A 23,553-nucleotide genomic window follows, 5' to 3' on the forward strand; every position below is an offset into this window, starting at 1 on the left:
CGCAATGACGCGGTGGAGGGGAAAAGAGAAAAGGATTACTTTAGATCAGAATATCCCGCCGGGTGCATCAAAATAATATCCGCTTTCGATACCGTATTCTGATACTCAGGCAAAGCCGACAATTTCTTCCAGTAAGCATCATCGCCAAAAGCTTTCCAATGGGCATCATGGGTGGTTTGGTTATCGAAGCTGGTCATGTACATCAAATTAGGCATGCGGGAGCCGGCCAATACATGGGCGTAGAAAACGGCGTTAAAACCGAGGCGTGCAAACAAGCCTACTTCATCGCCTACATTAAACATTTTTACTTTTTGTAGATAGCGTTCTTCGGTTGGGCCTTCGTAGCTTCTGAGTTCATAGATATGGTCGGATGAATTACCATTTAAACCTAGTATTTTATAATGCGGCGCCTTTTCGAAAGCTGTGAGGATGATATTTTCGAGTCGTTTGTATTTAGGGCAATCATTATTGAGGCTGATCTTTTGCAGATCGTTCAATGCTTTCAGCGGAAGCCAGATCACTATTCTTTTATCAGCACTTGTATCATTAGCTAAAGGCGTAAACACACCTACCTTACTAAAGCCAGCTTGATGCAGTTGCGGCAGGTAAACCTTTTCGAAATATTGACTTAATGAATCTGCCTGTGCTTTACTTGTGGTATGGTAAATGCTGATCTGGTAATAATCACCGTATGATTTATTACTGTTTTGGGCGAAGGCCGTGAGCGTGCTGCTTACAATAAACAACACCGCGATTAATTTAATAAGGGGATTTTTCATGACGGTTTAATTGCGAAACAAGTTAAGGATTAGTTATTCAGGCTGGAAATTTTAATCGTCAAATTTCCTTAAACGCAAATTGAGGATTTAACTATATTAGCTTTTTATTTGCGCCCGCCTTGTGGCCAAATGCAACCAAATTATATTACCTAACAATCAATACTATTAGCCCGGTATGAAATACCTGATACTTAATTTGTCGTTATTATTTATCGGTTATTTTGCTTTTGCAGCTCAGCCACATGAGCAGGAAATTGCCTCGCTAAAGACAGTATTGAATGATAAAGCTAATTACGACATTCAGAAGATCAAAAAAATTGATAACCTGAAAGCCCAGCTGGATAAAGACGAGCAAATTAGCCTCGCCCAACAATATAACATCTACCTCAACCTCTACAACGAATACAAAACCTTTAAATACGACCGAGCTTTCCACTATGCACATCAGTTACAGCGTGTGGGCGAGCAGTTAAAAGATCCCGCCAAAATTGCTTATGGTAAAATTAAACTGGGATTTATCCTGCTATCGTCGGGGATGTTTAAGGAAACTTTTGATACGCTGAATACCGTTAAGGTTAAACTCCTCCCCGATTCGGTAAAAAAAGAATACTACTTTCTGACAGCCCGAACCTATTACGATCTGGCTGATTTTGATAAGGACGATTATTATACGCGCATTTATAATAAACGGGCTGCTACTTATATAGACTCGGCATTGCAACTATGCCCCAAGCAATCATTTGAATATATTTATTATGATGGGCTTCGTTATTTAAAAGGCGGGGATTTGAAAAAGGCTGTATCCAATTTGCAGTATCTTATTAATAATCAAAAACTCTCGTACCATCAATACGCGGTTACGGCTTCTACATTAAGTGATATTTACATCCAGCATAATAATCCTGATAGTGCCGTAACCTTGCTGATTAAAGCAGCTATTGCCGATATTAAATCATCCACCAAAGAAGCAGCGGCCATGCTAAACCTGGCGCAGCTGCTCGATAAAAAGGGGAATACCCAGGATGCCTACCTGTTTATTAAGCAGGCTATGGATGATGCCGTTTATTACGGCGCACGCCAGCGCAAGGTACAGGTAAGCGCAATTTTACCTGTGGTTGCCGGGGCGAGAATCTTGTATGAGCAGGAACAAAAGCGTGCGTTGATATTTTATGCTTCATTGTTAACCATCCTCTCTGCTACCATTATCATCTTCGCCATCATCATTTATAAACAGCTTAAACGTATTAAAGCTGCTGATAAACTGGTTGTTGAAGCCAATACCAACTTGCTGCATACCATTGACAAGCTAAACGAGGCCGAAAAAATTAAGGAAGAATATATCGGGTATTATCTCAACATCATATCCGATTATATGAATAAGCTCGAGAAGTTTAAATGTTCTATCGAGCAAAGGTTGACCACGAAGCGGTTTGATGATATTAAGATCCTGGTTGGAAACATCAACCTTAAAAAAGAACGCGAAGAGCTGTTCATCAATTTTGACAAAGCCTTTTTAAAGCTGTTCCCCAACTTTGTACACGAGTTTAATGCACTTTTCCCGCCCGAACATCAAACCCACCTGCTACCCAATCAGTTACTGAATACCGACCTGCGCATTTTTGCACTTATCCGCCTGGGAATCAATGACACAGACAAAGTTGCACGCATTCTGGAGTATTCTTTAAGCACAATTTACAACTACCGTACACGAATTAAGAATAAATCGAACGATCCGGATGGGTTTGAGGCTGCCATTATGGGCATAAAAGCCATCTAATTTGTCACTTTTCTGTTAGATAGGCTTGTATTTCGTTTATATTTTCTACATCCCAACAAGATATTAAATATCTGATATTCAATAATATAATTTTATATTTTAACCGATATGATTTATATTCTGTTTTCAGCCCTTGCTTCAACCCCAATAAAATTTTCTCTTTGAGTGGTGATAAACAACTGGTGCCATATCAGCCTGTCTTCATCATTATAAACCAATTTTAAATTAATTATTCATGAGCATTACTAAAGGCGTACAGCACCTGCTTTGCGGGCCTGCGTTTAAAATTTTGCCGTCTAAACTTTTGCTGCATCACCACGTGGTTCGCAGAAGTTACTGGTCGTCGGCATAGTTCTTCTGCTTTTTCAAATCAAACCAATCAATCTCTAAAGAAAGAACCTAAAAAAACCAAGAATTATGTATAAAAAACTGTTACTTAAAAAATTGTTCTTATGCCCTTTGCTCCTGTTGCTGTACTGTACAGCAGCCATGGCGCAGGGTACAGCAGTCACCGGTAAAGTTACCGACGAGAGAGGGCTGCCGCTACCGGGCGTAACCGTTGTGGTAAAAGGTACCACAAGAGGCACCAATACAGGCACAAATGGTACATTTTCCATTAATGCCGGCAGCAAAGAAACATTAGTATTCTCGATGATTGGCTACGGCAAACAAGAAGAACTTGTGGGCGCACGTACCGTTATCAACCTATCATTAACCGCAGAGCAGCAATCATTAAACGAGGTTGTTGTAGTGGGTTACGGTACGCAAAGACGTAAAGACCTCACCAGCTCTGTAGGATCTGTAAAAGGCGAAGCATTTAAAGACCAGCCAATTACCAACCCCACCGAAGCCCTGCAAGGCCGTATTGCCGGTGTAAACGTAGTTAAAAACTCGGGTGCACCAGATGCTACGCCAACTATCATCATCCGTGGTGTAGCTTCGTTAAACCAACCTGCACCGCTTTACATTGTTGATGGTGTGCGTGTACCGGATGGCAACAACATCAACGTACAGGATATTGCCACGATAGATGTATTGAAAGATGCCAGCTCAGCAGCCATTTATGGTGCTGCGGCGGCGGGTGGTGTAATTTTAATTACCACGAAAAAAGGAACCGGCACTACAGGCACACCACAGGTTAGCTTAAGCGCCCGTTACGGTATTACCAAACCAGAATTGGTTAAGCTGCTTAATAAAACCGATTACATTAAACTGGAAAACATTGTTAACCCAACTGCTTTCCAAACCTCTCCGGGTGTACCTAAAGCAGGTATCGATACCCTGGCTAATACAGATTGGGTTAAAGCATTGTATGGTAACGCTTACGAGCAAAATTATAATGTATCAATCTCTGGCGCTACACCTGCTGTAAATTACCTGGTATCGGGTTTTTACAACAAGCAAAAAGGTATTTACATCAACAACTTTTCAAACATTGGCGGTGCACGTGTTAACACCGATTACAAACTGGCTAAATGGTTAAAATTTGGCGAGCAGTTAGCTATTTCGCAACGCAAAACTGCGCCTCCGGTAGGTACAGAAGCACAATTGCACAATGCGCCTTTTCGTACCTTGCCTATCATCCCGGTAATTGACCGCTTTGGCAACTATGGTACTGTAGCACAGGGTTATGGCAGCGTATCGCAATTTGGCGGGCCTAACCCGGTTGGTAGCGCAGCGAATGCCAATTCGCTCGATTACAAAAACAACCTGCAATCAAACGCTTATGTAGACATTATCCTGCCTTATGGCTTCGATTTAAGAACTAACGTAAGCTATAACTACTACCTTGAAAACCAGGATTATTATCAGAATGCATTCGTTATCGGGCAAACCAGTTCGGCAACCAATTCATTAACCAAAACCTTTATCCAAAGCACTCAATTTTTAACTAACGAGGTTTTAAGCTGGAACCATAGCTATGGCAAACACAACATCAGTGCAATTGCAGGTTACGAAGAAATTCAGAACCACTTTAACAATAGCATTGCAGCCGAAACATCTATCGGTTTACCAGGCTATTCATTTATCCAGACTTCGGCTTCCAACTTATCTATCCAGGGTAAAAACGACCCTAACGGTTTAATCAAATCAAAATTTGCAAGGTTAAACTACAACTTCAACAGCCGTTACTATTTATCAGGTTCGGTTCGTGAAGATGCTAACTACACTGTATTCGGTCCCGATAAACAAAAAGGTACTTTCGGTGCTGCATCAGCAGGCTGGAACATCAGCGAAGAAGGTTTCTTTAAACCATTATTACCTGTTATCAACAACCTGAAACTGCGCGGTAGCTATGGCGAACTGGGTAACAGCAGCATTAACCAATACCTGTATAACTTAACTTACAGCCAGTTTATGGCTACCAACGGTATTGCATCAGGTGCGCAAAACTTCTCACCAGGTGGTCCGCTCATTATTGCAACATCGGCCAATGGTATTGCCAATCCAGACCTACATTGGGAAACTGTTAAAGAAACCAGTATAGGTATCGATGGCGAGGCATTACATGGCAGCATCTACTACACTGTGGAGTATTATAACAAAAACACCAATGGTATGCTTTATAACATCTCATTGCCTTTAAGCTCTGGTTTTACCGCTCCGTTTATCTCCAACATTGGTAAGGTAAACAACAAAGGCTGGGATATTTTATTAGGCTACCGCCATACCGGTAAAGATTTTAGCTATGATGTAAGCGTTAACGGTGGTTTCAACAAAAACAACGTAGTTAGCCTGAGTGGTTTAGCAACAGATGCTATTTATGATGGTTACAACTACTACAGCATTGGCGATGCCGGCTTTAACATGATGCCGAACCAAAACTTAACCATCACTAAAGCAGGTTTACCGTTCGGTTCATTCTACGGTCTTAAATCAACAGGTATTTTCCAGACTGATGCACAGGCAGCAGCCAGCCCGCAAAAAGCAACTGCACATGCCGGCGATTTAATTTATGAAGATTACAACCACGACGGCAAAATTGATAACAACGACCGCCAAGTAATTGGTAACCCTAACCCTAAACTGGTTTACGGTATCAACGCCAAGTTTAACTACAAAGGTGTAGATCTGGCCTTATTATTTAATGGTGTTGCAGGTGTTGATCTGTTTAACGGCGTTAAAGCTTACGAGCAATTCCCTTTCTCTGATGGTAACACTACCAGCCAGGTATTTAACGATTCGTTCCTGGGCTCAAATGGCTTAACTAACCAGCCACGTTTGGGTGTTAAAAACCCTGATGGTTCTTTCACTATGGACCCGAACAAAAACTACCAGACGGTGAGCAGCTACTTTGTTGAAAGCGGCAACTACCTGAAATTGAAAAATGCACAATTAGGCTACACATTTGGTGCAAGCTTATTGCAAAAAGCAAAAATCAGAAGCGCAAGGGTTTTCGTGATGGCTAACAACCTGTTCACCATTACCAGCTACAAAGGCCTCGACCCAGAGTTGGGCAGCGCTGCCTCTCCATCAGGCTATACTGGTGCAACTACCCGTGGTGTTGATGCGGTATCGCAATACCCACAGACCAGAATTTATTCTATAGGCCTTGATGTTAACTTTTAATCTGTAAAAACATGACAAAGAAATTCTATATATCAGCATTACTGGCGGTCTCGATATTTGCAGGTTGCAAAAAGAGCCCGCTCACAACCAGCGATCCGTCCACTTATTCTGCAAATAGCTATCCTGCTACGGTAAGCGATCTGCAAAGCGTGTTGGCAGCCGGTTATTCAAACCTACGCGATCAAAACCTGTTCGGCTTTTTCCTGTTGCCAAAGGCTTTATCAAACGCTACGCACACTGCCGATGCGCAATATGATGGCGATGCCTCTTGGAACGAGATGGCCAATACTAACTTAAGTATCACCAATGCCTACTCTACCGGTGCATATACATCACTTTTTACCGGTGTTAAAAACTGCAACGTAACCCTTGCCGCTGCCGATAAACTTTCGGCTGGTACCCTATCGGCCAATGATAAAGAATCTGTAAACTATATCCGTGGCCAGGCTTACTTTTTACGTGCTTACTATTATATGTGGCTGGAATGCTTATTTGGCGAAAGCTATATCAGCAGCGCCGGCGGCGGCGATAAAATGGGCGTGCCTATTTACAGCAGCGTACCTACCAGCCTGGCCGAAACACAGGTTGCACGTTCGTCCGTTAAAGATGTTTGGGCTTTTATCGAAAGTGACCTTAAACAATCTGCAACCCTGCTAAAAGGCAAACAATGGACCGGCAATGATATTGGCCGCGTTACAGAATGGGCAGCCAAAGGCTTATTAGGCAAGGCTTATGTATATACCCAGGATTGGACAAACGCTAAAACTACGTTGATCGATGTAATCCAAAACAGCGGTAAAACCCTGATGCCGTTTGCCAAATATTCTGATGCATTTGATGGCAACAGCGCTAATGAGTTTAATGAAGAATCATTATTTGAGCTTAACGTTGATGCCGATGCCAAAGGTAATGATTATGGTATCTATGGTGCAAAAGCCGCCAACTCAACTACCATTGATGGTTTAGTTTGGCCTGCCTGGGCTTTAGGAGCCGATGGTACAGAAAATGCTGCAAGCCCGCTGGGTTATGGCAATGAGGCTGTACACGATAAAAACATTACCCGTTTTGGTTACAGCATTGGCTATTATAACCTGGTTAATAACCCTGCCTACACAGGCTCAAACCCAAGTTATAAAAACCCGCAAAAAATCATGGATCCGGCCTACCGTGCACAGGCTTTAGCTGTACGGACCAATAAAACAGCCGATCCGCGTTTGTTTGTAAATACAGTTCAGCCCTGGATCGATGTGGTTAAACCGGATGGTGTAACCCAATACCCGGCCGCTAAACCAAACTATTTTTCGGGTCAGGTTAATACTTATGGTTTCAGTTTCCGTAAATATTCACCGGTTAATTATAACATCAACAACAATGGCCCTGCCGATGCATGGAATTATTACCTGCTACGTTTAGCCGATGTGTACTTGTTATATGCTGAAGCCTGCAAAAACTCTGGCGATAACGTAAACGCTTTAGAGTACCTGAACAAGGTTAAACGCCGCGCTTATGATTTACCGATCAACGCAGCATCAGCTATTGATTATAAATCATTAACCGATCAAACTTCGGCCATTAATGATCCTGTACTGGGGAACAACCCATTATACTACGAGCGTTTTGCCGAGTTATTTAACGAAGGCCACTGGTGGTTTGATGTTTGCCGCTGGAGGATAGGACAATCTGAAGCCACTTACTATGTAACTGCATTGAACCTCCATGGTGCTAAACCTGCATGGAGCGATAGCAAGTCTTATGTATGGCCTATTCCGCTTACCGAGCTTAACAGCAACAGTAAAATTAAACAGAACCCGGGTTATTAATAAATATAGTTGATTGAGATGAATGTAAGGCCCCCCAGGGGGCCTTGCATTTATTTAACACACACATCCAAAACTATCCGATACATGCCATTTAAAGCTTTGAGGGTAAACATTAGTTTACTGCCTGGTATCTTTTTGCTTTTACTAAACTGCAGCACCGGCTTTGCGCAGGATTCGTTAAAGAACCTGCCCGAGTACAGTTTGCCGCTTACCAGCAAAAAGCTGGTTATTGCGCACTGCATGACTAATATTATCCGCTTTAAAGGGCACCCGTTTGAGGATGTTTGCAACCCTGATTATTACCCGCCTACCGGCAATATATCGGCCCCTATTGGCGGCATGAACCAGGTAAAACCAATGGAAGACAGCCTGCTTGCAAACGCTACACTTGATGAAACAGTAGAGTTTGAAATGCGCGCCGCCATCAGATCGGGTATCGATGGTTTCCAGTTTTACTATGTGCTTGGCGCTACCGATTGGGACAATATTATTAAAGCCTATTTCCGCGTGGCTGATCAGAAACATATCAATTTTAAATTTACTTTCTGTATCTCTCACCCAAAAGGCCGCACCGAAGCTATAAAAGTTGCCGAGTTTGCCCGTCGTATTAACGGCATTATGGACGAGGTTGGTCACAACAACTCACACTGGCTGCGTACGCCGGATGGTCGGTTAATTGTATATCAATGGCTGGGCGAACCGCTGGCAGATATCCCGCAGGATAAAAAGGGTTTACCTGATGCTTACTACGTGGCACGTGCCTACAAACATTTGGCCGATGCTGTACACGAGAAATTTGCTTGTCTGTTCACCATTAATGAAGAAATAGACCGTAAAAAATTAAACGAGTTTCTGGATTATTTCCCCGCCACCTGGATCTGGACTTTGCCTTATGGAGGTAAAGATTATTTAGGTTACATGGTAGCCGATGAATGCCGCAAGCGCCACCGCACATTTACCGGCTCGGTATTTAATGATTTTTATACTTCTAAAACTCAGCACAAAGGCACCTGGGATATGTTTCGCAGTGTCAATGAGGCTGTGGCTGCGGGCATCGATAAAATGGACCGCAAGTATATTACCTGTGGCTTATCGTACAACTTCCGCAAGCTCTGGGAGTTTAACATCGCCAATAATGTACCCATTACCAATGTAATTACCTGGAATGATTATCCCGAAGGCCATCACCTGGCACCAGAAATTAATCATAACGAGGGCTTCTCTATCCTGCTCAATTATTATAAAAGCAAATGGCAGGGCGTGCCTTCGCCTTATGCTGATAGGGATGTAGCCGTGGTATTCTTTAAAAAGTATAAGCACGATGTTAAGCCGTCACCTTATAATATCCCGGTAGTACCGTTTCAGAAAGAAGTGATCCCGCCATCGTGGGAAGATTCTATCGAAGTGGTGAGCCTGCTTAAATCGCCCGCGCAGGTTGTAGTAAACGGCCATAAGGCCAATGCCGTTGCCGGGTTTTCAGTTAACAAATTTCAAATGCAAAACGGGCCTGTAGATGTATCTGTATCCCGAAACAATAGCACAACATTACACTTTAAAACGCCCGAGGGTATTACCGGCAAGCCTTACCGCGCCGACCGGATCACCTATACCTTCAGCAGCGAGTTCGATAACTTTTATAACAACTTATATCCCGGCTTTAAGCCACAATACTCGCACGAATACAATCCGCAGTTTACCGCTAAATGATAACACCACGGATTAAACTATTTAAGAACTAAAAACAATTTATTCTGATGAAAAAAGTATTTATCTGTTTATTCGGCATGGCCATATTTAATAACGCCTTTGCCCAGCAGAATAAAAGCATCAGCGCAAGCATGAACAAAGTTAAGCTTGAATTTATGCTTGATGAACAAGGCCGCCCCGATTACAAGGTGGATTATGATGGCAAGGCCGTCATCAAAACATCACACCTCGGTTTTGCTTTGGCTGATGACAGCACCTTTTACAAAGGTTTTAAATGGATAGGTACCGACAGTAAACAGGTTGATGAAACCTGGACTCCCGTTTGGGGCGAGGTAAGCAAAATCCGCAATCATTACGACCAGGTAACTGTGCATTTGCAGCAAGCGGCCGGTCAGCAAAGGTTACTCGATATTGTTTTCCGTGTGTTTGCCGATGGTGTGGGTTTCAGGTATGAATTCCCCAAACAGCCTAATTTAAATTACTTTATAGTTTCTGACGAGCGCACCGAGTTTGCTTTAGCTGGAGACGATAAAGCATTCTGGATCCCGGGTGATTATGACAGTAATGAGTACCTGTATAATACTACCAAAATCAGCCAGGTTGATAACCGCAAACAGGTTACCGAAGCTACTGATATTGCTGTGCGTGTTGCCCCTGATCGTAAAGCTGTACAAACACCTTTAATGCTGAAAACTGATGACGGCACCTACATCAACATCCACGAGGCGGGTTTGATGAACTACTCATCGATGCAGCTGCATGTAGATAACAGCACTTACAAACTAACCAGCAGCCTCGTTCCCGATGCAGTAGGTAACAAAGCTTATCTGCACGCGCCGGATCATACGCCGTGGAGAACCATCATCATCAGCAATAAAGCAACAGATATTTTAGAATCGAAACTGATCCTGAACCTGAATGATCCATCGGTGCTTGAAAACACCGGCTGGATTAAACCTATGAAATTTGTAGGTGTTTGGTGGGAAATGCAGATAGCCAAAAGCACATGGAGCTATGCCAAAAGTATGGACGATGTGGATGCCAACGGTAAACTAAAGCCAAGCGGCCTGCATGGTGCTAATACAGCTAATGTAAAACGGTATATCGACTTTGCTGCCAAAAACGGTATCCAGGCGGTATTGGTTGAAGGCTGGAATGTGGGTTGGGAAGATTGGTTTGGCAATTGGAAAGAGAAGGTTTTTGACTTTGTAACCCCCTACCCCGATTTTGATGTGGCCGAAATTACCAGCTATGCTAAATCAAAGGGTGTAAGTATGATTATGCATAACGAAACTTCGGGCTCGGCCACTAACTATGAACGCCAGTTGGATACCGCTTATCGCTTTATGAATAAGTATGGTTATCCATCGGTTAAAACGGGTTATGTGGGCAAGATCATCCCGCGTGGCGAGCATCACGATGGGCAGTGGATGGTGCAACATTACCTGCGCGTAGCCCAAAAAGCAGCAGAACACCATATTATGCTTGATGCGCACGAACCTATGCGCCCAACCGGCTTACAACGCACCTACCCTAACTGGATGGCTTGTGAGGCTGGCCGTGGTAATGAGTACAATGCCTTTAGCAATGGCAACCCGCCTGAGCACGAAACCATCATGCCCTTTACCCGCCTAATGGGTGGCCCGATGGACTATACCCCGGGAATCTTTAAACTAAAAGGTTATTCGGCCGACCCAACGCGCCAGGTACACACCACTTTGGCTAAGCAATTAGCATTATATGTAACACTATATAGTCCGCTGCAAATGGCAGCAGATCTGCCAGAGAATTATGAGGCCCATCCGGATGCTTTTCAGTTCATTAAAGATGTAGCTACCGATTGGGACGACACTAAAGTACTGGAAGCCGAACCGGGCGATTATATTACTACTGCCCGTAAAGCAAAAGGTACAGACAATTGGTTTATAGGTGCTATTACTGACGAGAATGGCCGAAGCACCACCCTGTCGCTCACCTTCTTAGATAAAGGCAAAAAATACGAAGCTACTATTTATGCCGATGCTGACAATGCCAACTGGAAGGCTAATCCCGAAGCCTACCAGATTAAAAAGATAACTGTAACAAGTAATAGCAAACTAAACTTAAAGCTTGCAGCAGGCGGCGGAGCTGCTATCAGCATTAAGCCTGTATCGAAATAATTGTCGAAACCTTAAACTTTAACCACAACCCCTTTGGCCAACACCAAAGGGGTTTTTATTTGCTTGCCTTTTTGCAGCCTTGAGGAACCACTCTTTTATGACAGAAAATCAACACAATTAAATAATTTAATTAACACGACACAAAACCAAACCCTCATCTCACTGGTTTATATATCAACAGCGCTTAATAAAAAGCCTGATTATAAATAGTGTATCAATATGTTAGTGTCTGCATTTCAAAAACCTGAACAACATCCATTAAAAGTTGTAACTGATGCTAATAACGCCATAAGCGATGAACAATTATTGCTTGCCATTGCCCGTAAGGCTGAGGCCGTAAATAAACCATCGGCAGGTAAATCAGAACCGGCTTTGCAGGTAGTTGAAACGCAGCAACGTGCTGATAATTTCACTATAACTTTTAGCTATGCGCAGCAATTACACCGCACCAAAGTACTTAGAATAGGTTCGGGCTATAAAAGACCTGTTTATATGTACAAAGTTGTGCTTAACAGCCGTTTAAGTAATGGTGAAGCCAAACTTTGCTGGTTGCAGCAAAACGAGCAAAATTGGGATGTGCTACTGGGAAACAATATTGACAAAACATTATTAAAGGCCATTACAACAGCCATTGAAAGTATGGAATAACAATAGCTTGCTGTGATTTAATTCTTAAAGCCATGGAAAAGCAATTAGATCATTATGAATTTATTAACTCTCAAACCGGTAACGTGATCTGTTACCTTACTGTACCAACCGATACGTCTGAAAGAGAACTGGCTACAAAACTGCAAAAGAAACGTGCCGAGCTGGCCATTAAAAACAATCTGTATGTAGAGTTAATCTATTGGCAGGTCGAGGGTCACGTTATCAGGTAATTTTACATTTGCCCTGGCAGTATATGTTAAAGTAAGGCTGAAACGCCCCAGGCCAATATTATGCTCATCCAGCATTTCCTTTATTTCTTCTTCACATTCGGCATCAATTGATTTTGTTGATATTAAAACCATATCAACTTTAAGCCTGCGGCAAACGGCAAGTAGTTTTTCCTTACCGCAGTATATTTTATAACCATGCAAAAACATATTATGCTTGGTTTCGTCATCATCTATCCAGCCAACCGGCCTTAATTCATGACGGTGATTCTGCAAAAGTTCTTTAATCAATAAATATCCACTATCACCTGCACCATATATCAGTACCTTTTTTTCGATATGCCTGTTTCTGTTTATTAAATCACTGAGCCAGCGGTAAAATAAGCGGGTAAACATTACGCCGGTGTAGGTGATTAAGAAATCGATCAGAAAGAAATAGATATTATAATCTGTTTTGCCTTTATAAAACAAAATGGCCACTAACACCATTGTTGATAAAGCAATAGTTATGAAGTAACCCGCGGCCTCTAAAACTTCCATATACCGCCACATCCGATAATACAGATTGGTGATATAAAACATGGATATTTTAACGCAAATAAATGTAGCCAGTATAATATAATCGTTCTCTACATCAATATGGATAGCTTTGGTTGCTATTAAAAAGGCGCTATAAATAATCAGGATATCGGTACATACACCTATAATGAGTTTTTTATGGAAGAGGAAAAAACGCAGCATTAAATTGTTGCCGCCCTTTTGCCCGCGCATAAGCAAATAGCTTAGTTTCTCCTCCGACTCGTTATATACTTTTACCTTAGATAACAATACAGAAAATATAACCGAAAAAACGGCCAGCAGCAGTACACAGAAAAACAGGTTGTTAATTTGCACTTTATACATTAAAACACATAGCAGGCCCCAAATGCCGCTAATAAAATAAAGTGTTAAAACCGCTTTCTTTTCACTTAAGCCCAAAGCTACCAGGCGGTGCGAGGTGTGGTCGCGCCCACCCTGATCAATACGCCGGCCGGCTGCAAGGCGCTTGATGGTAACCAGTGTGGTATCCATGATTGGGATGGCCATTAAGCTAATAGGGATAAGCAGTACCAATATAGCCGATGACGACCCTAACTTAGTTTGTACGGCCACACTTAGAAATGATAAAGAATAACCCAGGAACAAGCTTCCCGAATCGCCCATAAATATGCGGGCCGGTTTAAAATTGTAAAACAGAAAACCTACTGTAGCGCCGGTAATGGCAAAAGCCATGCCTGCCAGCGCATATTGCCCGTTTATAATACCTAACACGCCTGATATAAAGGCCACAATGCCAGATATACCCGATGCCAGCCCGTCCATATTATCTAATAGGTTAATAGCATTGGTAATGCCTATTACCCATATAAAAGTTAAGGGGATTGCAGCCCAGCCAAGCAAGCCCCCGCCAAACATTAAACCATTATATACCAGCACAAAAGAACAGGCTATTTGGCCCAAAAGCTTAATAACGGGCTTTAATTCCCAGATATCATCAACAAGGCCAATTAAAAACATGCCTGTTGCAGCCCCGTAAAGTAACCATGGGATATGAGCAAAATCGGTACTAAATATGGCAATACTAAAGGCTGCGAAAATACCAATGCCCCCCATTAACGCTGTTGGCTTTTTATGCCAGCGATCATTTCTGGGGTAAACAACCCAGCCTTTATAAGTTGCCAATTTTATAATTAGCGGAGTAATTGCCAAACAAGCAATTAATGATACAATGCCTGTAATAACCGGCTTTAACAAAAAAGACATGTTGGTAGATTATTTGCTCATTAAACTATATTTAAGTTGCAGTATCTTGGCTATACCTTCTTCTACGGTTAATAAATCACGATTTAAAACGCTCAGCATTTTTGAGTTGTCGGGCTGCCGGCGGGTCATGTCACCTTCTTTTAATGGATCAAGGTGTATTATTGATGATGATGACTCTGTAATTCTAATTACTTTCTCGGCAAGGCCTGCTACACTAATTTCTTTCGAATTGCCAATATTAATCACCTCATTTAAATGCAGCTCTTCTTCAAATATTTTAGTTGTAGCTTCAATATTATCATCTATATAACAAAATGTGCGGGTTTGCAAGCCATCACCATAAATGGTAATATCCTGGTTATTCATAGCTAATTCGATAAACTTCGAGACAACAAAATCACAACTTTGTTTAGGCCCATAAGTATTAAAGAACCTGAAGATTGTAAAATCGAGCCCAAACTCTTTATGGTACGATTTAAAAAATGCTTCGCCCACATTTTTTACTATGGCATAAGGCAACCTCGAGTTTAAAGGGGTTGTATGCTCATTCTGCGGAAATTCAACAGGTTCGCCATAAACTTCTGACGACGAAGAGTAGAATACGCGTTTTACACCTGTATTTTTTGATAAATTGAGTATATTTTTTATCCCTTCAATATCTTCTAAAACGGCTATCGGATGGCTCAGCGTTCGTTTTACGCCTACAAGGGCTGCATAATGGAATACATAGTCGAACTTAAAGGCCAGCATAACAGCCGATAAATCACTGAAATTATTTACGTCGCACTTTATAAAGGTAAAGTTGTCTTGTTCTTTCGGTAAATTTTTTAAAGACCCTGTAATCAGATTGTCTGCCACAACAATATGGTATTGTTTTTTTTGAACAAGATGGCATGCAAGCGCCCCTCCAACATTACCGGCACCCCCTGTTATTAAAATTTTAATCATGGTATACGTTTATAGTTATAATGGTAGAAATATTAACCTGAAATTAATAATGTCTAATCTAACAAAAATTTATATAAGTCCTGAGTTTCAGCTACTAATCGTTTATAAGAATAATTCTGTAGCGCAATTTTTTTTCCGTTTGCAGCCATCCTGTTTTTAAGCTCTTTATTCACGATCAACTCTTCAAGCTTGCCTGCATAGCTTTCAGCCGATTGTTCGCATAAAAACCCATTATATCCATCCTTAACTACATCCCCAACACCGCCTACATCGGTACATATAACCCCCTTTTCTGATGCCAGGGCCTCTATAATGCTTACGGGGGTACCCTCATTTAAGGAGGTAAGCGCAATAATGTCTGAGCCGGCATTGATTACATCGATATCCTTACGCCATGATGTAAATACTACATCTGCGTCGTAATTGTTTTCATTTGCACGAGAAAATGTCAGTTCATACTCCCTGATTCTCTGCAAGATAGGATTCATCAACTCTCCATCACCTACTATAAAAGCCTTAAATTTAAGGGTAGGATTATCCTTTTTCAATATTGCTAATGCATCAATAAATAAAAAATGGTTTTTAATGGGTGCCAGGCGGCCTGTAATGGTTATTACAGTTACATCATCAGCAAGGTTATAAAACTGCCTGAAGCGCTGCCTTTTTTCGGTATTTCCCTCTGTAAATTTATCCAGATCGAACCCAAGCTTTATCACGTGAACTTTATCAGCCGGTGCAATATTGTATTTATTTACGAGGTCGTATTTCTGCTGATCGCTAATTGCGATAATAGCATTGCTAATACCAGCCAGGTAACGCTCTATAGCTAAAAAAACCTTTGTTTTTAAAGGAGAAAAATAACCATCAAATACATTGCCGTGATAGGTATGCAATATGGCTTTAGGCCTGTGTGCACTATGATAAGCAGCCAGTCGGCCCAGTACCCCTGCTTTTGCTGCATGCGTGTGTACAATATCGGGCCTGTATTCGTTCACTTTATCTTGTATGTGTTTAAATGCCCGGAAATCTTTCAACGGATTAATGCTCCTGAACATATCGGGCACAAACTCATAATCAATACCTAAATCCTTTAATATGTATTCAGAACTGCCTTCATGACTCTCCTTTATGCCAGCCAATACGGTAGTTTGATATTGCGTATCAATATACCTTGATAAATAGGCTACATTGTAAGTGGGGCCGCCAACATTTAACCTGTTTAGCACCCTTAAAATTTTAGGCATACGTTATTAATATTGACTTATGTATTTAGGGTTGTAACCGGCTATTGTAAATAATTTAGGTTTAACCAAATTGAACAATATATTTTCAATTTTCACAATTAAAATAAACATTCATTTTATTCATATTAACTGGCCTTAATTTCTAAAATTATGGCAAGGATATGCTTGCTTCTGTATATAACTATAAAACATACCTGCCGTTACTATTCAAAATTTGTTTTTTAGTTTTTATGGAATTTGATACAGATTATATTTGTTATTTTACCATTTATAGATAGGCACTAACTTTATCAGATAACATGGAGGGCATTACTGCACTTGATTACATTTTATTACCTTTTTATTTGTGGCTTATTTATAGGGTTGCCTATTATTATCGTGATAAATTTTATCCGGAAGGGCACGCCTATCGCCCTTATTTTATCCCAGGGTTAACTGCAAAAATTTTCGGTGCCATATTTATTTCAATGTTCTATTGGTACTACTACGGAGGTGGCGACTCATATACTTTTTTCGTTCATTCCAGGGTTATCAATTCAACTTTTCTTAGCGCACCCGATACCTGGCTAAGACTAATGACCCACCAGGCCGATGACCAAAATTTAACAGATAGCATGGCATTGTCGCAGATGTATTGGTATAACGATGTCGCCTCTTATACAGTGGCACGCGTTGGTGCCTTTTTAGGCTTATTTTGTTTTACTCAATACTTAATAATTAATGTACTGGTCGCTGTTATTTCATTCAATGGTATATGGCTGTTATTTATATGTTTTGCACAGCAGTACACGCACCTCATAAAAAAGATAGCTATTGCCATATTATTTATGCCCGGGCCAACAGTGTGGGGTTCCGGCTTGTATAAAGATAGCCTTTGTATGTTCGCTATAGGCTGTTTATGTTATAGCGCCTATATACTTTTCGAAAAAAAGAATTTCAGATTTATATTGATAGTTCTTTTAATCATCTCGATTCTTCTATTAGTTTTCATCAAAGCTTACATCATTGCTATGTTATTGCCTGCAATGATTTTGAAAATAATTTTAGTATACAAAAAGAAGACATCTGCCAGATTTGGCGGGAGGGTGAAGTTTTATATTTTGTTAGGTATCATGAGCATCGGTGCTGTTTTTGCTGCCAAAAAGATAATCTCCAGCATAACAATTACGCCCGAAGACGTAATAGAGACCATTCAACATCAAAAAGATTATTTACTCCGCGTTTCTCTTGCCCAGGATGGCTCTGCCTACAATCTTGGCGATTTTGATCCATCAATAAATGGGATTCTTAAAATGTTTATCCCGGCGGTTAATGTAACTTTATTCAGGCCATATCCATGGGAATCAAAAAGCTTGATTCAGCTTTTCAATTCCAGCGAATCAACAGGTGTATTATTACTAACATTATATTTGCTTTTTACACGAAATCCTTTTAAAACGCTGAAAAATATCTATACAGATCCTAACCTTATCATGTGTTTAACCTTTACACTATTGTTCGCATTTATTGTAGGGGTATCCACTTATAATTTCGGTTCATTATCCAGGTACAAAATACCTTGTACACCTTTTTATATGCTTTTTTTAATGATCCTTATTTTTAAAGACAAGCCCGAGGCCAAAACACTTGAAACGCTTGAAGAACCTGCATTAAACCATCCCCTAACTTAATCCACAGATAAAGCGGTTTTGTTTAAAACATCAAGATATACGGGTGCTGTATGTTTTATCGAAAACTGCCTTTCTACCTTCAGCCGGGCCTCCTTTCCAATCGTTTTACGCAGATTGGCATCAAGGCATAGTAATTTAAGGGTATTAAGCCATTCACTATCGTTAAGTATTAAAAAACCGCTTACCCCATTTTCAATAACCCTGTTATTACAGCCCACATCTGTTGCTATAGTAGGTATACCCAATGCCATATATTGCAATGCCTTTAAACCGCTTTTTCCTAAAACCCATTGCTCATTAAGCGGGAGGGGATAAACGCCGACATCCATTTTTTGCAGCGTAGCAATTTCATATTCTTCTTTCCAGGCAAGCGCTTCAATATTTAGGCCGGGTATGTTAAAGTTTGCATCGCCCATTACCAATAACTTAAATGGTATCTCTTTTTGTAACTCAAGTAAAACATCTTTTAACAAATACAGATATTGCGAAGTGGTGTGGCTCCCACTCCAGCCAATAACCAATTGGTGATCATTGCTATAATTATTAACCGGCACATAGGTATCTGTGTTAATTGTTGAAGATATATCAGTAGTATTGATATTATACTTTTGGGCAATAGCATCCAGATATGGTGTACAGGTTATTACATGGTTTGCATGTTTCATCAAATAAACCGGCTTGTTTTTACCTTTCAAAAGCGCCAGAAATTTATTCTCGTGATTGATGTTCTTTAGAAAAACAAGATCATCAATATCATAGATTAACCTGGCAGAAAGCTTTTTTACCAACCATTCGTAAAGGGGCAAACCAAAAGGTGTACACCACAGATGCACATAAACTATATCATACCGGTGGATTGTAAATAGCAAACCAATCCTTTTTACATATCGCTTTAAGGTAAAAAGTATTTTAGATAACGTGTACCCTTTTTTATAAACTACGTCCCACATGGGTTTATCCATAAAAGGTGCGTGAACTATTTCATAGCCACTATTTTCAAAAGCACTATAATATTGCTCGAATTTTAATCGTTGGCTTGGCGCACAGCCGTATGGATACGGAACAATGAAAAGTATTTTTGAACTCATTTTTGGTATCTACCCTCACTTACTAATACAATGGTATAATAGCTTTTTTTATAAAACAGGGCCGCACACATTAAACTTCGAGGATTGCTTTAAACTCCCTTTCATCAACCACAATATTAGAGCGGTCAATATCATTATCTTTCCTTCCTAATTTAAAAAAATAACAATTATAATTGAGCATGGCTGCTTCGGCTAACCTGCAATAACAAAGGTTCATCTGGTCGTTAACAGATAACTCGCGATACAATTCAATCACTTTTGTGCCTGGCTGCATAAAAACCATGTTAGTAAGAGCCGCCCCGTGAATTGAAATAACTATAGCCGCCTCTGCAAATAATGCAACCTGCTCTGTAAAACTTAACAATTGGGTTTCTACAATTTCGAACCCGTTTGCGAGCAAAACCGGGTATAATTGTTCTTCATTTTCAATAACCCGTAATTTCTCTTTTCGCCTGCTGATATATATTTTACGGAAAGGCACCTCAACAGGCTGCGCATACAGCTCCTTCATCTTCCTGATCTGCCCTCTATCGTAATATCCCGAAACCGGGTTACTGATAACCAGCGCACCGGCTATTTTATAAGTGTGATTTTTTTTTAAAAGTACAATGTCTTTAAACTGAAATTTCTTGAGTGACTGCCAGGCAAACGATGGATAATCTTCTGGTAGCAGCAGCGTGTATTGGCTGTAATCCAGATCAGAAACCACCAATTTTAACAAAGCTTCACATACCCAATGATGGTACCCGCCCGACCAGAAATTATGTATAACTAAATAATCACTATCCTTCAGCTTTATTTTAGGTGAACGGAGCTTATTTTTCGCTGCATACAAACGGAAGTAAAGCTTGTTAAAGTTGCCAAATAACAAGTCGGGGATGAGCTTTAGGTTTTTAAACCCTACACCTGTTGAAGTAAGGTAAAAATTGCTATGCGGGGTAATTTTAAGTTTGTGAGCAGCCCTGTCGTTGTTCTCGCAAACAATTCCAAGTTCTTTTAAATGTGCCGATAGCTGCTCAGTATTCATTATTGAATTTCCTGATAAATACCCGAATAAAATGCCACACCGCTTTCTAAACTGCAATAATCAAATGCAGCAGCCCTAATGCTTTGCACATCTTTATCTACATTAATTTTATCAAAAGCTGTAAAACATTCTTTCTCTGTAAGTTCATTTACAATGGCTATGTTAAGCTTGTTTTGCAGGTCGTCAATATCGCCAATGCTGCCATAAACCAATACCGGTAAACCGCAGGCCAGGTATTCGCCCATTTTAGTAGGGCTGCGTGCAATGTTAGACCAGCCTTGGTTATAAAACACAAACCCTAAGTGGCCTATATTTAAATATTGGTATACCGAGGTAAAAGGCGCTTCTACAACCGATAATTCATTAGCATTAATTTGGTATTGCTGCAATAGCGGGCTTGTATTTATCGCAACGGCATCTTTGGTAAGCAACAACAAATGTGCCTGCTTAAAGTAATGCCGGTATAAAGCGAAAGCCTTAAACACCACATCAATACTATAGCTCCCACCTACAGCCCCTGCATATATAAATATTTTTGCTTGCTCTGCAATACCTAACTGTTTTTTCAATTGAAGCTGTTCGGTTGGTGTGGTTAATTTAAAAATATCAAAATCGACACAAGTTGGTATAACGCCAATTTTTTCGGCGGGGATATTTTCCTGATCAACCATGTGTTGCTTGCCGGCGTTGGTGAGTATTACAATCCGGTCGGCATGCTTCCAAAATTGCTGCTCTTTGGCTTTAAAAAACTGGTAAACCCGTTTGTATAATGCGTTGTTAAGGTTCCACATTTTCCCATCAACACGTTCCTCAATCCAAAAGCCGCGCATATCAAAAATAAATTTAATAGCTTGCCCGTACCTGTTCTTAAGATTAAGCCCCACTAATGCCGATAAGTAACTGCGGCAATGCACAATAGCGTAATTATTGGCCTTTTGTAATTTAAAAGCCAACTTATTCATCCGCCAAAAATCATACAAGGTTGATACCACCGGCGGTTTTTTGGTATATATTAAAGGGTGCCAGGTAATATTATGCCGGGTAAGCAAAGCGCGTATTTCATCGCCTTTTTGCCTAAACTTATCAGGCTTTTCAAAACTTATAATCGTAAATAAATACCCCTGCTTGCTTAAACCCCGCATATACGAAATAACCTGGCTCTGGCCCAGCGGGTCAGTCATCCCATCATAAGAAATATAGAGTATTTGTTTATTGCTGCTCACAAGTACAGGTTAGTAATTAATTGCCGATCCATTTCTCGTACCACATTTGAAACATGAGCAGATACCATACCTGCAAATGCTTTTCTGTGCGGCCGCCATAAAATTGATTTATTATCCCCTCCACAACCGGGATGTTAAACAAGCCGTGTTCTTTTAATTTTTCGCTACTGAGATAGGTTTGAACAAGGTTTTTCAACTCATGATTTAACCAATGTTCTATCGGGATGGCGAACCCCATTTTGGGCCTGTCCATCATTTGCTGCGGGATATATTTATGTACAATCTGCTTCAGTATGTACTTCTTTTGGCGATTGTAGTATTTATATTCTGTGGGTAACTGTGCCGCCCATTCAATAATGTGCTGATCTAAAAAAGGTTCGCGGCCTTCTAAACTTGCAGCCATGGTAGCCCTATCAACCTTTTGCAAAATATCATCAACCATATAAGTCTGGTAATCAACCGCCATCATGTATGATAGTGCATCATAACCCTCTACCAGTTTATTAGTGCGATGGGCTGTAAACTGCTCCTGTACGGGAGTAGCAAACAAGCTATTGATCTCTGATTGCGTAAATGTTTGTGTAAGGTTACGCATCATTTCGGCAGGCGAGGGATCTTCCAGCAAATTTCTAAACTTGTTGTATCGGCCGTGAAAATTATATTTATTACGCAAAACAGGGATGCTTTCTGACGAAATATTACCCATAACAGCAGATAATGCCGTACGCAAAACCTTCGGAACAGATTTTATTTTATCGCCATAGCGGGCAATATAATCGTACCGGTAATAGCCTGCAAAAATCTCATCGCCTGCATCGGCCGATAAGGCTACTGTTACACTTTTTCGCGCCATGCGGCTAACCAATATTGTTGGTATAGCGCTACTATCGGCAAAAGGCTCGTCATAATGGTATGGCAAATCTGGTATAATATCCAAGGCTTCCTGGGCAGTACAGTAATATTCTGTATGGTCGGTACCCAAATGGGCTGCTATTTCTTTGGCAAAAGGCGCCTCATCTAATTTGCTGTCTGCGGCACCAATTGTGAAGGTTTTAATTTTTTCGGTGCTGTTTTTTTGAAGCAATGCGGTAACACAGGCACTATCATAACCGCCGCTCAGAAAAACGCCTACGGGCACATCGGCCACCATCCGGTATTGGAACGATTGCTGCAGGATACGCTCTGTTTCACCTATGGCATCGGGCAGGGTAATGGATAGTTTAGGCTTATCATAATAATCATAAACATTCCAGTACTGTTTAATATCAAGAACCCTGGTCCCCAGGTTCATTTTTAAGATATGCCCCGGCGATAGCTTATGCGTATAGTTGTAAATACAATGCGGCCAGGAAACATAACCATATTGTAAATAAGAGGCCACAGCTTCCGGGTTGATCTGCTTTTTGAAATCGGGGTGCTGTAATATGGCCTTTAGCTCGGAGGCAAACAAGAACAAACCATCCGAAAAATAATAATACAAAGGTTTTACACCTGCCCTGTCCCTAATGCAAATAATCTCGTTGGTGTATTCATCATATAACACAATGGCAAACATTCCGCGCCATTGTTCAATACAACTTTCGCCCCACTGGCGCCAGGCATGTAAAATAACTTCGGTATCTGAATGGGTTTTAAATTCATGCCCCAGTTCTGTCAGCTGATCGCGGATCTCCTGGTAATTATAAATTTCGCCATTAAATACAAGATGTAAACCATTATAGGACATGGGCTGACCGGCAACAGCGCTCAAATCGATAATAGAAAGCCGGCGATGACCGAAGCCCACCAACAAATTATCTTTCTGATACATTTCCACCCCCTGGCCATCAGGCCCTCTATGGCCCATAGCAGCGGTCATGGCCG

General features: G+C 40.9%; 16 protein-coding genes. 8 read left to right on the plus strand and 8 right to left on the minus strand.

Features of this window, described 5'->3' with window-relative positions:
- Positions 1-35: 35 nt before the first annotated feature.
- The gene (locus PQO05_RS24285) at positions 36-779 is read right to left on the minus strand and encodes an NIPSNAP family protein (RefSeq protein ID WP_273630047.1); all 744 of its coding nucleotides are present in this window, start codon (positions 777-779) and stop codon (positions 36-38) included.
- A 175-nt stretch (positions 780-954) separates the two neighbouring features.
- Here PQO05_RS24285 and PQO05_RS24290 point away from each other — a divergent pair, with 175 nt between their 5' ends.
- The 7 genes from PQO05_RS24290 (at position 955) to PQO05_RS24320 (ending at position 12,690) form a co-directional block, all read left to right on the plus strand.
- Positions 955-2,556 (plus strand): DUF6377 domain-containing protein, encoded by a 1,602-nt coding sequence (locus tag PQO05_RS24290; protein WP_273630048.1) that lies wholly within the window; start codon positions 955-957, stop codon positions 2,554-2,556.
- 417 nt (positions 2,557-2,973) lie between these two features.
- Positions 2,974-6,126: a SusC/RagA family TonB-linked outer membrane protein gene (locus PQO05_RS24295; RefSeq protein WP_273630049.1), complete on the plus strand. Its 3,153-nt coding sequence runs from the start codon at positions 2,974-2,976 to the stop codon at positions 6,124-6,126.
- A gap of 11 nt (positions 6,127-6,137) precedes the next feature.
- On the plus strand, positions 6,138-7,946 hold the full coding sequence (locus PQO05_RS24300; RefSeq protein ID WP_273630051.1) for a RagB/SusD family nutrient uptake outer membrane protein: 1,809 nt from the start codon (positions 6,138-6,140) through the stop codon (positions 7,944-7,946).
- Between the two features lie 84 nt (positions 7,947-8,030).
- Positions 8,031-9,653 (plus strand): endo-1,3-alpha-glucanase family glycosylhydrolase, encoded by a 1,623-nt coding sequence (locus PQO05_RS24305; RefSeq protein ID WP_273630052.1) that lies wholly within the window; start codon positions 8,031-8,033, stop codon positions 9,651-9,653.
- Positions 9,654-9,700: 47 nt separating this feature from the next.
- A complete protein-coding gene (locus PQO05_RS24310) occupies positions 9,701-11,812 on the plus strand; it encodes a glycoside hydrolase family 97 protein (protein ID WP_273630053.1) in 2,112 nt (703 codons plus the stop codon).
- 219 nt (positions 11,813-12,031) lie between these two features.
- Positions 12,032-12,460, plus strand: a complete 429-nt coding sequence (locus PQO05_RS24315; RefSeq protein ID WP_273630054.1) for a hypothetical protein — start codon at positions 12,032-12,034, stop codon at positions 12,458-12,460.
- Between the two features lie 32 nt (positions 12,461-12,492).
- Entirely contained in the window at positions 12,493-12,690 is a 198-nt protein-coding gene (locus PQO05_RS24320; RefSeq protein WP_273630055.1) for a hypothetical protein, read from the plus strand.
- On the opposite strand, the gene PQO05_RS24325 is transcribed toward PQO05_RS24320, so the two are convergent.
- Genes PQO05_RS24325 through PQO05_RS24335 form a run of 3 tightly spaced genes read right to left on the minus strand, consistent with a single transcriptional unit; the run spans position 12,652 to position 16,682 of the window.
- Entirely contained in the window at positions 12,652-14,490 is a 1,839-nt protein-coding gene (locus PQO05_RS24325) for a hypothetical protein (protein WP_273630056.1), read from the minus strand. The two genes, PQO05_RS24320 and PQO05_RS24325, sit on opposite strands and share 39 nt — an antisense overlap.
- Positions 14,491-14,499: 9 nt before the next feature.
- On the minus strand, positions 14,500-15,438 hold the full coding sequence (locus PQO05_RS24330; protein ID WP_273630057.1) for an NAD-dependent epimerase/dehydratase family protein: 939 nt from the start codon (positions 15,436-15,438) through the stop codon (positions 14,500-14,502).
- A 53-nt stretch (positions 15,439-15,491) separates the two neighbouring features.
- Positions 15,492-16,682 carry a glycosyltransferase gene (locus PQO05_RS24335; protein ID WP_273630058.1) on the minus strand — a complete coding sequence of 397 codons (1,191 nt, stop codon included), beginning with the start codon at positions 16,680-16,682 and terminating at the stop codon, positions 15,492-15,494.
- 299 nt (positions 16,683-16,981) lie between these two features.
- Between PQO05_RS24335 and PQO05_RS24340 the strand changes: the two genes are divergently transcribed.
- Positions 16,982-18,352: a hypothetical protein gene (locus PQO05_RS24340; RefSeq protein WP_273630059.1), complete on the plus strand. Its 1,371-nt coding sequence runs from the start codon at positions 16,982-16,984 to the stop codon at positions 18,350-18,352.
- Here PQO05_RS24340 and PQO05_RS24345 read toward each other — a convergent pair.
- From PQO05_RS24345 to asnB, 4 genes are all read right to left on the minus strand, one after another.
- A complete protein-coding gene (locus tag PQO05_RS24345; RefSeq protein ID WP_273630060.1) occupies positions 18,349-19,440 on the minus strand; it encodes a glycosyltransferase family 4 protein in 1,092 nt (363 codons plus the stop codon). The genes PQO05_RS24340 and PQO05_RS24345 overlap by 4 nt on opposite strands.
- Positions 19,441-19,510: 70 nt before the next feature.
- Positions 19,511-20,467: a glycosyltransferase family 61 protein gene (locus PQO05_RS24350; RefSeq protein ID WP_273630061.1), complete on the minus strand. Its 957-nt coding sequence runs from the start codon at positions 20,465-20,467 to the stop codon at positions 19,511-19,513.
- Positions 20,467-21,690, minus strand: a complete 1,224-nt coding sequence (locus tag PQO05_RS24355) for a glycosyltransferase (protein WP_273630063.1) — start codon at positions 21,688-21,690, stop codon at positions 20,467-20,469. The genes PQO05_RS24350 and PQO05_RS24355 overlap by 1 nt, the downstream gene beginning before the upstream one ends.
- Positions 21,691-21,706: 16 nt before the next feature.
- Positions 21,707-23,548 (minus strand): asparagine synthase (glutamine-hydrolyzing), encoded by a 1,842-nt coding sequence (gene asnB, locus PQO05_RS24360; protein WP_273630065.1) that lies wholly within the window; start codon positions 23,546-23,548, stop codon positions 21,707-21,709.
- Between the last annotated feature and the right edge of the window lie 5 nt (positions 23,549-23,553).

The organism is Mucilaginibacter jinjuensis (assembly GCF_028596025.1).
GTDB lineage: Bacteria > Bacteroidota > Bacteroidia > Sphingobacteriales > Sphingobacteriaceae > Mucilaginibacter > Mucilaginibacter jinjuensis.